The sequence below is a fragment of the Candidatus Cloacimonadota bacterium genome (assembly GCA_034722995.1).
Taxonomy (GTDB): Bacteria; Cloacimonadota; Cloacimonadia; order JGIOTU-2; family JGIOTU-2; genus JAGMCF01.
The window spans coordinates 24592-37971 of the sequence record JAYEOL010000032.1 but is presented as its reverse complement, the minus strand read 5'-3'; the positions used below and the strand labels follow the sequence as shown (position 1 = coordinate 37971).

The 13380-nt window shown below is 32.3% G+C and carries 13 protein-coding genes; 10 read left to right on the top strand and 3 right to left on the bottom strand.

The annotated features are described in order from the left end of the window. Nucleotides 1–176: 176 nt before the first annotated feature. The 3 genes from U9R23_04320 to sucC all read right to left on the bottom strand — a co-directional run bounded on the left by U9R23_04320 (nucleotide 177) and on the right by sucC (nucleotide 3150). Nucleotides 177–1022, bottom strand: a complete 846-nt coding sequence (locus tag U9R23_04320) for a fumarate hydratase (protein ID MEA3475650.1) — start codon at nucleotides 1020–1022, stop codon at nucleotides 177–179. 115 nt (nucleotides 1023–1137) lie between these two features. Further along, nucleotides 1138–2004 (bottom strand): succinate--CoA ligase subunit alpha, encoded by an 867-nt coding sequence (gene sucD, locus U9R23_04315; GenBank protein ID MEA3475649.1) that lies wholly within the window; start codon nucleotides 2002–2004, stop codon nucleotides 1138–1140. 9 nt (nucleotides 2005–2013) lie between these two features. Then, the gene (gene sucC / locus U9R23_04310; GenBank protein ID MEA3475648.1) at nucleotides 2014–3150 is read right to left on the bottom strand and encodes an ADP-forming succinate--CoA ligase subunit beta; all 1137 of its coding nucleotides are present in this window, start codon (nucleotides 3148–3150) and stop codon (nucleotides 2014–2016) included. A gap of 280 nt (nucleotides 3151–3430) precedes the next feature. Here sucC and U9R23_04305 point away from each other — a divergent pair, with 280 nt between their 5' ends. The 10 genes from U9R23_04305 (at nucleotide 3431) to U9R23_04260 (ending at nucleotide 13327) form a co-directional block, all read left to right on the top strand. Further along, nucleotides 3431–4408, top strand: coding sequence for an NAD(P)-dependent oxidoreductase (locus U9R23_04305; GenBank protein MEA3475647.1), 978 nt, complete (start codon nucleotides 3431–3433; stop codon nucleotides 4406–4408). After that, nucleotides 4399–6180 (top strand): hypothetical protein, encoded by a 1782-nt coding sequence (locus U9R23_04300; protein ID MEA3475646.1) that lies wholly within the window; start codon nucleotides 4399–4401, stop codon nucleotides 6178–6180. Before U9R23_04305 ends, U9R23_04300 begins: the two co-directional genes overlap by 10 nt. A gap of 31 nt (nucleotides 6181–6211) precedes the next feature. Further along, nucleotides 6212–6403 carry a DUF6485 family protein gene (locus tag U9R23_04295; GenBank protein ID MEA3475645.1) on the top strand — a complete coding sequence of 64 codons (192 nt, stop codon included), beginning with the start codon at nucleotides 6212–6214 and terminating at the stop codon, nucleotides 6401–6403. Nucleotides 6404–6406: 3 nt separating this feature from the next. Next, nucleotides 6407–7072 carry a SatD family protein gene (locus U9R23_04290; protein MEA3475644.1) on the top strand — a complete coding sequence of 222 codons (666 nt, stop codon included), beginning with the start codon at nucleotides 6407–6409 and terminating at the stop codon, nucleotides 7070–7072. Between the two features lie 253 nt (nucleotides 7073–7325). Then, entirely contained in the window at nucleotides 7326–8054 is a 729-nt protein-coding gene (locus U9R23_04285; protein MEA3475643.1) for a DUF3307 domain-containing protein, read from the top strand. Nucleotides 8055–8056: 2 nt separating this feature from the next. Next, nucleotides 8057–9265, top strand: a complete 1209-nt coding sequence (locus U9R23_04280; GenBank protein MEA3475642.1) for a bifunctional 3,4-dihydroxy-2-butanone-4-phosphate synthase/GTP cyclohydrolase II — start codon at nucleotides 8057–8059, stop codon at nucleotides 9263–9265. A gap of 97 nt (nucleotides 9266–9362) precedes the next feature. Beyond that, entirely contained in the window at nucleotides 9363–10091 is a 729-nt protein-coding gene (locus tag U9R23_04275; protein ID MEA3475641.1) for a TPM domain-containing protein, read from the top strand. Further along, complete coding sequence (locus tag U9R23_04270; protein ID MEA3475640.1) at nucleotides 10091–10660, top strand: hypothetical protein; 570 nt, start codon at nucleotides 10091–10093, stop codon at nucleotides 10658–10660. Before U9R23_04275 ends, U9R23_04270 begins: the two co-directional genes overlap by 1 nt. Before the next feature lie 164 nt (nucleotides 10661–10824). Next, complete coding sequence (locus U9R23_04265; protein ID MEA3475639.1) at nucleotides 10825–12066, top strand: TolC family protein; 1242 nt, start codon at nucleotides 10825–10827, stop codon at nucleotides 12064–12066. A 124-nt stretch (nucleotides 12067–12190) separates the two neighbouring features. Beyond that, nucleotides 12191–13327 carry an efflux RND transporter periplasmic adaptor subunit gene (locus tag U9R23_04260; GenBank protein ID MEA3475638.1) on the top strand — a complete coding sequence of 379 codons (1137 nt, stop codon included), beginning with the start codon at nucleotides 12191–12193 and terminating at the stop codon, nucleotides 13325–13327. Nucleotides 13328–13380: the final 53 nt, after the last annotated feature.

The window sequence follows — 13380 nt, the reverse complement described above, 5'->3', positions numbered from 1 at the left end:
TGAGATCTGCAAAATACCTTTTTCTTGTCATTCCTTACTTGATGCGGAATCTGATATCCTTTATTTAAATGGATTCCCGTTTTCACGGGAATGACAAATGAAGTGAATTTATCTATTTTGCATAACTCATTCTAATAAATAATTAATTTTTATCTTTTTCTTTTACCTTTTTACTTTTAAATAATCGCTTCTTTATGCCGACAGCAATGGCATTGGATGTTGATTGCAACAGGCATTGTAGCGATATGACAGGGATATGTTTCTATATGCACATCAAGAGCAGTGACTCTGCCGCCCAGGCCCATAGGTCCGACACCAGTTTTGTTTATCCGTTCTAACAATTCTTTTTCAACTTCAGAATATTTTGGATTAGGATTCCGTGAACCTATTGGACGCAGTAAAGCTTTTTTAGCAATTTGAGCAACCTTATCAAATGTTCCACCTAATCCAATACCCACGATTGTTGGTGGACAAGGATTACCCCCGGCATTTTTTACAAAATCTACAACAAAGTCTTTTACACCCTCAATGCCATCAGCAGCTTTCAGCATCTTGACTGTACTCATATTCTCTGAACCGCCACCTTTTGGTGCAAATGTAATTTTGACTTTATCTCCAGGAACAATGTCTGTATAAATTACTGCAGGAGTATTATCTTTTGTGTTAATCCTATCAATCACCGGGTCATCAACGATAGATTTTCTGAGATAGCCTTCCTTATATCCCTGACGAACTCCATCATTAATTGCATCTACAAAATTTCCGCCAATAATGTGGACTTCCTGTCCCAACTCGATGAAAAAAACAGCAAAACCGGTATCCTGGCAGAGAGGTAATTTCTCGCTCTCAGAAATTTCAATATTTTGCAGAATCATATCAAATACATCTTTTCCAGTCTGAGATTCTTCTTTTTCTTTTGCTTGCTTTATTGTGTCTATTACATCTTCCGGCAGATAGAAATTAGCATCCATACAGAGTTTTTTCACAATTTCTGTAATTTGATTTGCTTTTATTTCTCGCATTCCAGCCTCTTTTCCTAAAATTATTCTTTCAGCATTTTGCCTTTTGCAGTTTCTTAATATATCTCAATACATTTTTTCTTCCGATACATCGGAATTACTTTATCATTTTCTTTAGTCATAATTTTGATTTCAACAAAGTTGCAACTTCGGATGGCTGATTTGCAACAGGGATACCAGCCTCTTCCAATGCATCAATCTTTTCTGAAGCAGTTCCAGAGCCACCAGAAATAATTGCACCTGCGTGTCCCATTCTCTTTCCAGGAGGAGCTGTTTTACCTACAATAAATCCTACTACAGGTTTGGTCATATATTCTTTTACATATTGAGTTGCTAATTCTTCAGCATTACCCCCAATTTCACCAATTAACGCAACTGCCTCTGTTTCCGGGTCTTTTTCAAATAGCTTCAAGCAATCAATAAAATTCATACCAATAATTGGGTCACCACCGATTCCAATACAGGTAGATTCGCCAAGTCCTGATTTTGTAATATGGTCTACAATTTCATAGGTTAAAGTTCCACTACGAGAAATTAGACCTACTTTCCCTTTTTTGAAAATCTGTGCCGGTAATATTCCAACCTTTGATTTTCCTGGGGAAATTAATCCAGGACTATTTGGACCGATTAGATGAATATTTTTTCGTTCCAAATATTCAGTAATTTTTATCATATCAATTATGGGAATGCCTTCAGAAATAGTAACAATCAATTTTACATCTGAATCTGCAGCTTCATAGATAGCATCCACTGCAAATTTTGCTGGCACAAATATTATTGAGGTATTTGCGCGGGTTTCATCTACTGCTTGTTTCATTGAATTGTATACAGGAATTCCATCAATTTCTTGTCCACCTTTGCCTGGAGAAACTCCTGCAACAACATTTGTTCCATACTGTTTCATCTGTTTGGCATGAAAGCTTCCGTCCCGTCCTGTTATACCTTGAACAATAACCTTTGTTTTTTCGTCAATTAAGATGCTCATTTTAATATTTTAATTTTTCGTAAGATTGATTGCTGTTTGTGCTGCTTCTGCCATTGAACTTGCAAGAATCAATTTGCTTTCTTTAAGGATATTATGAGCAGCTTCTTCATTAGTGCCTGTTAACCGAATTACAATAGGAATATCAACCTTCAGTGTATTTAGAGCTTTAACCAATCCTTTTGCCACATCGTCACAACGAGTAATTCCCCCAAAAATATTTATCATTACAGCTTTAACATTTTTATCGCTGAGCAAAATATTCATAGCATCAATAACTTTTTGTGGATTTGAACTGCCACCAATATCTAAGAAATTTGCAGGTTCTCCGCCATAAAGTTTTATCAAATCCATTGTAGCCATTGCCAGTCCCGCACCGTTTACCATACATCCAATATTACCATTCAGACGAATATAGCTTAATCCTTTTGATTTTGCTTCCATCTCTTTTTCTTCATCGGGTAGAATTTCTCTCATTTTTTTTATTTCAGGATGTCTATAAAGGGCATTATCATCAAAATTGATTTTTGCATCAAGAGCCAGAACATTGCCTTTTTTGTCTAACACCAATGGATTGATTTCTGCTAATGAAGCGTCATTTTCAATGTAACATCTATATAGATTTTGAATGATTTTTGAGACTTGTCTAACTATTTTTATATCGTCAAATATTTTGAAGGCAAGATTCCGAGCCTGAAAGTCAAATAATCCTCCATCAAATGGGTTAACATAAAGTTTAAAAATTTTTTCCGGTGTTGATTTAGCCATTTCTTCTATATCAATTCCTCCTGCGGAACTTACCATAAAAACGATACTCTTTGAATTTCTGTCATTAGTAATTCCAACATAGTATTCGCTTTCAATGTCTATTGCTTCAGAGACAAGAACTTTTTCAACTGTTAACCCTTTGATTTCCATACCTAAAATTTGTTTGCCAATCTTTTCTGCTTCATCAGGATTTTTTGCAAGTTTAACACCGCCAGCTTTACCTCTTCCGCCAACTTGAACCTGAGCTTTAATGATTACATTTTCGTTAGATTTTAAGGCTGCTTGTTTTATTTCTTGAGGGGTATAACATAGAATTTCAGTTGGTGTAGGTATATTGTATTTTGAAAAAATTTCTTTTGCCTGATACTCATGAATTTTCATTTTTACTGTTAGCTTTTTGAAAATTTAGTGGGGAGTTACAAAGTCTTAAAATTACTTGTCAAGTGAAATCTTCATTTTAAAATTTTTTTGTTAAGTTATGTAATAAATATGAATTTTTTAGAAAATCCGTTCTTTTTTATGTGTAGGTATTCAAATTTCTAACTTTTTAATTCTTGTTTATATCTGGATTTATCTTAAGTATCACACATTTTTTATAATCAGCAATAATTAAATTCTTTTTCAATTGACAAAAATTTTCTTTATTCCTGTTTAAGACAAAATGAAATCAAGAGCAATTGTAACTGGGCCAAATGGCTTTATTGGTAGTAATCTTGTAAGGGCATTACTGTCTAAAAATTATGATGTAACATGCTTGATAAGGAAAACATCAAATTTAGAATCCATAAAAAATCTTCCAGTAAGATTCGCATATGGTGATTGTAATGATATTGAATCATTGAGAAAAGCGTGTGAAGGTAAGGATTATGTTTTCCATTTAGCGGCAAAAGTAAAAGAAAAATCCAAGAAGAAATATTTTGAAGTAAATCTTAATGGCACAAAAAATCTTTTAACAGCAATTAAGGATTTTAAGGTAAAGAAGTTTGTATTTCTTAGTTCTCAGGCTGCTGCAGGACCTTCGGAGAACAAAATTCCAAAAACTGAGGAAGAATCTGAAAATCCTATCTCTTACTATGGCAAGAGTAAGTTGGCAGCAGAAGAATATGTTAGAAAGTATGCGAAAATTCCATGGACTATTATCAGACCTTCAAGCGTATTTGGACCTTATGATAAGGATTTCTACATCTATTTTAAATTAGTAAAAAGGGGCTTTGCACCTTTAGTTGGGTTTGGTGAAAAGTTTATTAGCTTGGTTTATATTGAAGACCTTACAAATTTAATTATCAAAGCAGCAGAAAAACCCGAGGCGAATCAGCAAACTTTTTTCGCATGTGATGGAAATATATATTCATGGAATGATTTTATAGAGATATTAAAGAATGTTATGAAAAAAAAAGCAATTACACTTAAGGTTCCTATGTCTTTTGCTTATGCCACAGCCTTGTTTAATGAATGCACAAAATATTTACACAAAAAACAAGCAATCCTAAATCTACAAAAAGTAAAAGAGATGAAAATTAAATATTGGCTATGCAGTTCAGAGAAAGCAAGAAAGTTATTAAATTTTTCAGCTAAATTTTCTTTAGATGAAGCTTTACAAAAAACATATAATTGGTATAAAGAAAATAAATGGTTGTAAAAAGAATTTGCTTTTTTCTTATTTTTTTACTATTTTCAGCATCAACTGAAGCCCAAGATATTCAAGTCCAGAAAGTTATTCAGCCTGATTCCTTATTTCATTCTGAAGAGGATTCTTTGGATATTGATTCACTAAGACTGCCTATTATCCCTGATAGTTCAAAAATAAAGACTTATACACTAAAAGAAGTAGAACAGCAAGTTCGGTCAATAGAAGACACATTCTTTAATTTTAGCAATAAAACATTTGTAAGCAATTCAATATATAGATTTGGTAATAATTTTTATTTTCCGCCATACGAACAAATAGATTATAGTATTTACAATCTAAAACTGAACAATCTTTTTTTTGATTCAAATGATATACAAGGTTTATTATTTTATTATAACTTGGATAGAAAAGAAAATAATGAATATGAATTTTCATGTTTAGAAACGGATTTTGAGCCAACTTTATCAGCCGTCCGGTTTGCATCCGGTTCCTTTAGTTTGGAAGATAGATATTTAAATTTTCAGAAGAATAGCTTTTTTAACTTTTGTAACGCAAAACTGTTTGTTCACAGCGGAAAGGATAAAAGCCCCTGGAACAATAAAAACTATTTTGACAACACAGCTTTTCAAACTGAAAAGAATTTCTCATCCTACAAAATGACATATAATTTTTTGAAACTATTTTCGAAAAACGACAGATATAATTTTGCAAATCCAATAAATGGCATAGAAATTGGCGACAATTATTCACAAAAAAGACGAACTATTTATCATATTTTGGATGTTTCACTTTTTGAAAATTTCATTGACTTTTCATATTTACATCAAAGAGGATATGAGAAAATTTATGGTGACACATCTATCAAAAATAATTTTTATCGTAATCAGATAAATCTGGGTTTTCATTTGCCGATTGAGGAGTACGAAACTGATATCTACTTAAAAGCTGATATAAACGATTATAACTATATTGATTATAAGGGAATTGTGAAGGATTATTATATCGTGCTAAAAATGAATTCACCTGGGATTTTTTATGATTTTTATACAATAAAACTTAGGAATGAGATTTATTTTTCTGGTCTGGATGATACTACTTATTTTTATCCGCAACTGATATTTGATATTCCTATTATTAGACAATTTACTACCAATTTTTTCATAGGTGTAAAAGGTGAACAAAACGATTTCCAAACTTTTGATTCTGGACTTAGACACAATAGAATCAAGGTAGTTTTTGCTGATTTGATACTTAATTATAAACTAAACCAATATGATTTTACACTAAAACCATTTATTCGGCAAGTGCAGAATGATGCCCAATATATTTTGCTCTCTGGCAATGGCGATGCCCCAGATTATGAAAAAATTAAGGATTATACTACCTATGGATTTACCGCAATAGGAGAAGCATGTTTTGATTACTTTACGATTCACAATAGATTAAGATTAAATTTTGACTTTAAAAAAAGACCAAGCACTCTTGTTTATCGTCCAAATATCGCATTAAAATTATTATGGGAAGTCAGGCAGGATCTTAAGCACAATAATTTTATTTATGCTAAGTCCGAGCTTTCATATTTGAAGGATTTCAGAAATATTGAACTTGAAAAAGAGAAGAATGAGATTTTTCTTGATATTAAATGTGGTATAAATATTAATAGGTTTAGAATTTCTGTTCTTTTCAAGAATATTCTAAATCAAGATTATTTTATGGATGAGCATAATCTTATTAACGGTTATGGAACCTATTTGCAGGTTCATTGGAATTTTATAAATTAAGAGAGATTGTATAAAATTTGTAGGAAGTAAGATGGAATGTAAGATAAAAGAAAACATCAAACAATGCAACTGTACATATCCTTGTGACAAGAAAGGGAAATGTTGTGAATGTATCGCTTATCACAGAAGATTGGGTGAGCTACCTGCTTGTTATTTTACAGAAAGTGAGGAGCGAACTTATGACCGCAGTATTGAATATTTTGTCCGTTTACATATGAGATAACAGATGGGAAAGAAGGAGTACTTTGTAATCACAGGTGATGTTGTTGGCTCATCTCTTTTCAAAGGAGAGGAGAGGAAAAATCTCCATAATGCGTTAGTAGAAAGTTTGCAGTTTATTAAGAAAGAATATGCTGATAATTTTCTTTATGATTTTGATATTTTCCGAGGTGATTCCTTTCAAAATGTCCTGAAATCTGGTTCCCCTGTCTTTTCTATTTGCCTGAAATTAAGATTGAAACTTGCAATTATGATGCATCCACAATCTATTGATTTAAGAATCTCTATTGGGTATGGCACAATTGATATGCTGCCAGAACAAAGAACCTCCATTGGAGATGGCGAGGCATACAGATTTTCTGGAGAAATGCTGGAAAATCTTTCAAAGAATAAGTATAGAAGAATAGCAATGAAAATTTCTGATGCCCATTTAAATAATCTTTTAGAAGGATATTGCATACTTTTTGATAAAGCAACGGTTGGCTGGAGTTTTGAACAAAAGGAAGCTGTGTTCTGGAAAATGCAGGGATTGACAGAAGTGGAAATAGCACAAAAAGTAGAAGGTAAACCAATTGCTCAACAAAATGTTGCAAAACGATTAAAATCTGCCGATTGGAAACAAATTGTAAAGCCTGCTCTGAATAAAGCAGAAGATTTTTTGAAAAATATATAAATAAGGAATTTAGTCAGCAGAATCACCTTTGGCTTGAAATGTATTATGATAATAAAACCACCTGCCTAATACCCCTTAAGGGGTATATTTATAAAATATACCCTAAACGGGGTATATCCTTGTTTTACAATCAATCTGGGTTGTACTCCTATTTTACATCCCATTTAGGTTGTATTTCACATTTACACCCAATTTGGGATGTATTCTACATTTACACCCTATTGGCGGTGTATTATTTGTCTTTAATTAAAAAATGATTATTTTTTTAAATTTGCTTCTTGCACACTTCATAGCTGATTTTCTTCTGCAGAATAGGCAATTAGCAGAGACAAAAAAGTATTCTGCATCGCCTATATTACTTCATAGTCTTATTGTAGGTGTAGTATCATTTATTTTTGTTAGAATGCCTGCACTTGCAGTTTTTATTTTCATTTCACATTTTATCATTGGTTTTGCTAAAAATAGAACCACAAAGCATATTGCAAAAAGTTCAAGTAAAAACCAATTTTATATAACCGAGATTTTACTTTTTATAATAGACCAAACTCTTCATATTGCTGTAATTATATTTTTACTTTCCATTTTTAAAGAACGAATTTTGTATATCTCTTATTTACAAATTCCCGAAAATTTTTCAATAATTGGTATAGCTTACCTCATTACTATATGGGTTGCCGGCATCTTAATAGGTTTTCTTAAAAAGCCCCACGAGATGCAAATAAAAACAGATAATGAATGTGGACTTACAAGCGGTGGGAAAATTATTGGCAAGTTGGAAAGATTCATTATTTTGACAATGATTCTTACTGATAATCCAATTGGTATCGGGTTTGTTTTAGCTGCAAAATCTATTTTCAGATTTGAAAGTTTGAAAAGGAGAAAATTGGCAGAATATATTTTAATTGGAACTTTATATAGCTTTGTTTTCGCCATTAGTATTGGCTATTTAACGAAGTATTTACTAAAAGTGATGGTTAGATAACTATGAAAAACAAAACCTTTGCAAGCATTGAAGATGCTGTTAATGAAATAAAGAATGGCAAGATGGTTATTGTTGTTGATGATGAGAATCGTGAGAATGAAGGAGACCTGATAATGGCAGCAGAAAAAATAAATGCAAAAAGTATAAATTTTATGATAACTCACGCTCGTGGTTTGATTTGTGTTCCTATGATTGAAGAAGATTTGCAGAGACTAAATATCTCTTTGATGACAGCTGAAAACACAGAAAGGCATCGGACTCAGTTTACTGTCTCTGTGGATGCTAAAGAGAATACAACTACAGGCATCTCTGCTTATGACCGTGCAGAGACTATCAAAGTTTTAGCCAATTCAAATTCCAGACCAGAGTACTTACAAAGGCCGGGGCATATTTTCCCACTTAAAGCCCAACCTGGCGGAGTCCTGAAAAGAGCAGGTCACACTGAAGCAGCAGTAGATTTAGCAAAAATTGCAGGCTTAAAACCAGTTGGTGTAATATGTGAAATCATTAAGGATGATGGTGATATGGCTCGGTTAGATGACCTTAAAGTATTCGCAGAAAAGCATAATTTGTCAATAATTACAATTCAGGATTTGATAAAATATCGCCAGAAAAAAGAAAAGCTTATATTCCGCGTTGCTGAAGCAGATCTACCAACGAAGTTTGGTCACTTCAAAATTATTGGCTATGAAAGTCCAATTACAGATGAGCATCATGTTGCACTCGTCAAGGGTGATGTAGCTGGTAAAAAGAACATTCTGGTTAGAGTTCATTCAAAATGCTTGACAGGTGATACCTTTCATTCACTCCGTTGTGATTGTGGAGAGCAGTTAGAAAATTCAATGTTGGCTATTGAAGAAGAAGGATTAGGTGTTCTCGTATATATGCATCAAGAAGGCAGAGGTATTGGCTTAATTAATAAAATAAAGGCGTATCATTTGCAAGATACGGGTAAAGATACAGTGCAAGCTAATGAAGAATTAGGGTTCAAAAACGACCTAAGAGATTATGGATTAGGAGCACAAATTCTAAAAGACCTTGGACTAACAACTATAAGAATTCTAACTAATAATCCTAAAAAGATTATAGGACTACGAGGATATGGAATAGAAATTGTAGAAAGGATACCTATTAATACAATACCAAATAAAAAAAATATAGATTATTTAAGAACTAAAAAAGATAAAATGGGACATCTATTGGATGTGTAACTAAAAGAGTCATAAATAGGCAAAAAGTCAATAAACTCAAAAATTATTAAATAAGATAAATATGATGAAAATTAGAAATAAGACATTATTTATTTTTTTGATTTCGATATTATTGGTTACATCTCTCATCAATGCAAAGGTTTCTTATCCGAAACCTAAATCACCTGACTTCTCCTGCTTTGATTTTGCAGGTGTTTTATCCTCTGAAGCATTACAAAAAGTAAATAACATAGCTATAGAATTGAAACAGAAAACCGGCTTTGAACTATCCTTAGCAATTGTAGAAGATATGCAAGGAGAAGACTATTATACTTATGCTACTAAACTGTATGAAAATTGGGGCATTGGAGGCAAAGGTGATGCTGGTGCCTTGCTTTTTATTGCAGTTAAAGAAAGGAAAATGAAGATTGAAACTGGGTATGGAGCTGAAGGCTTTCTGCCAGATGGGTTGTGTGGAGAAATAGCAGATAAAGATATTGTTCCATATTTAAGTAAAAATGATTATAATTCTGGAGTGGTAAATGGAATAGCTGTAATCGCTTCAGTTACTGCTGATCATTATGGCGTTCAACTCACTGGAATTCCTGAAGGTTATGGCAGAACAAGAGCTTCTGGAATAAATATTATTAGACTTATAATTGGATTTGTGATTATAGCACTTTTCCTTGGTGGTAGAATAGGTCTTTTTCCGTTTCTTTTATTGAGTGGTTTTGGTGGTTTAAGGGGTGGATGGGGTACTGGCTCAGGCGGATTTGGTGGATTTGGAGGTTTTGGCGGATTTGGTGGTGGACTTAGTGGAGGGGGTGGTGTTGGGAGGAGTTTCTGATGCCCTGGTATTTCATCATTTTAATTTTCTTTCTTAATATTCTTTTTGGAATTGGATTATTTTACTTACTGCTTATCATAATTTTTCATCCAAAAAGGAAAAAGCATTTTCTATGTATTCAGCTACCAATTGGAATCATCTATAAATTAAAAAATAAACTCACGGACTATATCGCAAAACAGTTTGAAATATATTTAGAATCCAATCCTGATGAGTTGCATAAATCCAAGCCGAAAGAGTTCGCAGAAAATATCTCCCGAAAGATTACAGATAGACTTTCTCACAATAAATGGTTCAAACACCTTCCAAATTTTCTTGCTAACCCAATATTGAAATTGGTAAAAGAATTATCCTATTACTTCTTTGAAGAATTACTTTGCAGTTTTATACCCAGTTTGGCTCAGAAATATAAGATTAAAGAGAAAATTTTTGATCTGCTCTCAGACGAAAACATCCACTTTATTGAATTAAAAACGAAATTCTATCTTACAAAACCGCTTGTAATAATTGGTGCAATTTTTGGATTTATATTTGGAGTTTTTAATATGATATTGATGTTTGTGTTTTGACCTTACCCTGTCGGTTTTCGACTCATAAGCAAAGCAGCGAGTAGAGTTAAAATATCTTATTTCATACTGCTTCGAGTCGTCGCAAGCTCCTATGATAGAATAAATTATCCACAGGGTAAACTTACGACTCGAAAAGAGGCCATGGGTTGAGGTAAAAAAGTATAATGAAAAAAATCTTAATATCCATAATAATTTTGTCGTTACCAACATCTATTCCTGCTAAAACTTTTGATATTCATCAAGTTATCTCAATTGGATTGAAAAATTCATATGATATAAGTTGTCAAAACTATAATCTTCAGACTTCTAAGCAGAATCTATATTCCTCTTATTTAACAATTCTTCCTTCTGTAAAATATTCAATTTCAAGTATAGAATCAAAAAATAGTTCAATTAAATCTGGTAATATTTCACTCTCTGAATCTATTTCGCTAAATGATTGGAGATATTTTGATATTAAAAAAGGCACATCGGCTTTAAAGCAAAGAGAAATTGAATTACAACTCACCAGAAGAAATTTTATTTATAATATTATTCAGTATTATATTGATGTTCTACAGAATAAAAAATTGCTTGAATTAGCCGCGCAGGAAGTAAAAATTGCTAAAAGAAATCTTGAAGAAACCAAAATTCTTTTGGACCACGGTAAAGTTTCCGAATTGGAATTGCAACAAGTAGAAATAAGTCTATCACGCACACTCATTGATTCGCTTAAAGCCTGGAATAATCTTATAAATAGTAAAATGGAGCTATGCTTTGCTATAAATATTGAATATAACAATATTTATGATTTTACTGAATTTGATTATGAATTTTTCACCCCGGAGGATTTTATGTTTTCTGAAGGTAAAATACTTAGCATAGCCTATGAGAAGGAGAATTCCAAGCAAGCCAGGAGAGATTATAATCAAAATAAGTTGTCTTTTTTGCCTACCCTTTCTTTCTCAGTTAATAAAGACTTAGGCTGGGAAGAAAAAAGTATTTTTGATTTTGAGAGGTCATCTAATCCGATTAAATATTCTTTGTCTCTATCATATCCTTTACTAAGTCCAATTACAAATCTTCCAACTCATAAAAAACATAAGTATCAGTTAAATAAAGCTGTACTTCAGTTGAATAATACAATAAAGGAAAATAAGAAGGATTTTAATTTTGCACTAATGAATTTTAAGCAGTCAAAAGAATATTTTTCGTTGTCAAAAAAGCAGGAGGAACTGGAGAAAATTCATTTTGAGATAGTAAATGAAAGATACAGATTGGGACAATCGGATTTAACCGAACTGGAAAATGCCAGAAAAGAGTTGTTTCAAATCAAAAATGAAAAAATTCAAAGTTATTATAATTTAATCCTTTTTCAAGAACAGCTAAATCTAATATGTAATAATAAAATGTTAAAAGAATATTAATTAATGTCTGTTCGTAAACCCGGTTAGATGTTTATTATCTCACGGGGTAAACTCAAAACCTTGCGATTCCGACACATTAGGACGCAATGGTTAATTTCAATGATAGAAACAGTGTAGGAGAACTATGAAGAAATTTGTTTGGGTTGTAGTTATTATAGTTGTAGTTGTTATTTTGATTTTAGTGCTTTCAAGTGGGAAGAAGAAAGAAATATCAAAAAACAAGTTTGATGGTAATAATACAGTGATTGCCAAACTTGGTGATATTTCTATAATTCTTGATGAAGTTGGTGAAATAATGCCAATAAAAGAGGTAAATGTTAAATCAAAAATTAGTGGAAAGATTAAAAAATTGTATGTTGAAGAAGGCGAGCTAATTCATGAAGGTGCTATCATTGCAGAGGTTGAACCTGATATGCAGCAAGCACAAACTTTATCCAGAATTAAAAGTAATCTTCAGATAGCACAGATTGAATTGGAAACTGCGCAGAAAAATTTTAACTCTGATAAAAAATTGTATGAAAAGAATTTTATATCAGACAATGAATGGCTTGAATCTCAGAATGCTCTAAAGAGAGCAAAGATAAACTATCAATCCGCATTAGAGCAATATCAATTAATACAAGAGATTGGCATTACAGAAGAAAATCTAAAAATTACTGCCCCGGTTTCAGGAACCATTATCAGCAAAAATGTAGAAGAAGGCGAGATGGTGGTTTCCAGTGAATCTTATTCTGGTGGAACAGTGATATTGACCATTGCTGATTTATCAAAAATGATTATTCTTGCTGAAATTAACGAGATTGATATTGGTAAAATATCTATAAGCCAACCCGTTGATATTTCAATAGAGGCTTTCTCTGATGCTGATTACAAAGGAAAGATAACTCATATTGCGCCAATGGCTAAGATTGGAAATAATAATATCCGTGTGTTTGAGATTAAAATTTCTATAGAAAATTTAACTCCAAATCTCAGGCCTGGTATGAGTGCGAATGTTACAATAATTGGCAGAACAAGTAAAGATGTTGTTACAGTTCCGATTCAGGCAATCTTCCAGGATGAGAATGGAAACAATATCGTATATAAAGTAAAATCAGATACATTGATTACTCCGCAAATTGTAAAAACCGGTATTAATGACCTTGAAAAAGTAGAAATAATTGAAGGAATTGCAGTTGGTGATACTATATCGTTAAAAGAAAAACCGAAAACAGATTCTGAAAATGATAAAAGAAGAAGAGGGAGAATAAAGGTAAAATAAAAGATTAGCCTTGCGAAGGTTCAGAACCTTCGCAAGGTTGAACAAGGTTGAAA

What these genes read in the sequence shown, in the direction of transcription:
- U9R23_04320 (MEA3475650.1), bottom strand. Translation starts at nt 1,022, where the DNA reads ATGCGAGAAATAAAAGCAAATCAAATTACAGAAATTGTGAAAAAACTC.
- sucD (MEA3475649.1), bottom strand. Translation starts at nt 2,004, where the DNA reads ATGAGCATCTTAATTGACGAAAAAACAAAGGTTATTGTTCAAGGTATA.
- sucC (MEA3475648.1), bottom strand. Translation starts at nt 3,150, where the DNA reads ATGAAAATTCATGAGTATCAGGCAAAAGAAATTTTTTCAAAATACAAT.
- U9R23_04305 (MEA3475647.1), top strand. Translation starts at nt 3,431, where the DNA reads ATGAAATCAAGAGCAATTGTAACTGGGCCAAATGGCTTTATTGGTAGT.
- U9R23_04300 (MEA3475646.1), top strand. Translation starts at nt 4,399, where the DNA reads ATGGTTGTAAAAAGAATTTGCTTTTTTCTTATTTTTTTACTATTTTCA.
- U9R23_04295 (MEA3475645.1), top strand. Translation starts at nt 6,212, where the DNA reads ATGGAATGTAAGATAAAAGAAAACATCAAACAATGCAACTGTACATAT.
- U9R23_04290 (MEA3475644.1), top strand. Translation starts at nt 6,407, where the DNA reads ATGGGAAAGAAGGAGTACTTTGTAATCACAGGTGATGTTGTTGGCTCA.
- U9R23_04285 (MEA3475643.1), top strand. Translation starts at nt 7,326, where the DNA reads ATGATTATTTTTTTAAATTTGCTTCTTGCACACTTCATAGCTGATTTT.
- U9R23_04280 (MEA3475642.1), top strand. Translation starts at nt 8,057, where the DNA reads ATGAAAAACAAAACCTTTGCAAGCATTGAAGATGCTGTTAATGAAATA.
- U9R23_04270 (MEA3475640.1), top strand. Translation starts at nt 10,091, where the DNA reads ATGCCCTGGTATTTCATCATTTTAATTTTCTTTCTTAATATTCTTTTT.
- U9R23_04265 (MEA3475639.1), top strand. Translation starts at nt 10,825, where the DNA reads ATGAAAAAAATCTTAATATCCATAATAATTTTGTCGTTACCAACATCT.
- U9R23_04260 (MEA3475638.1), top strand. Translation starts at nt 12,191, where the DNA reads ATGAAGAAATTTGTTTGGGTTGTAGTTATTATAGTTGTAGTTGTTATT.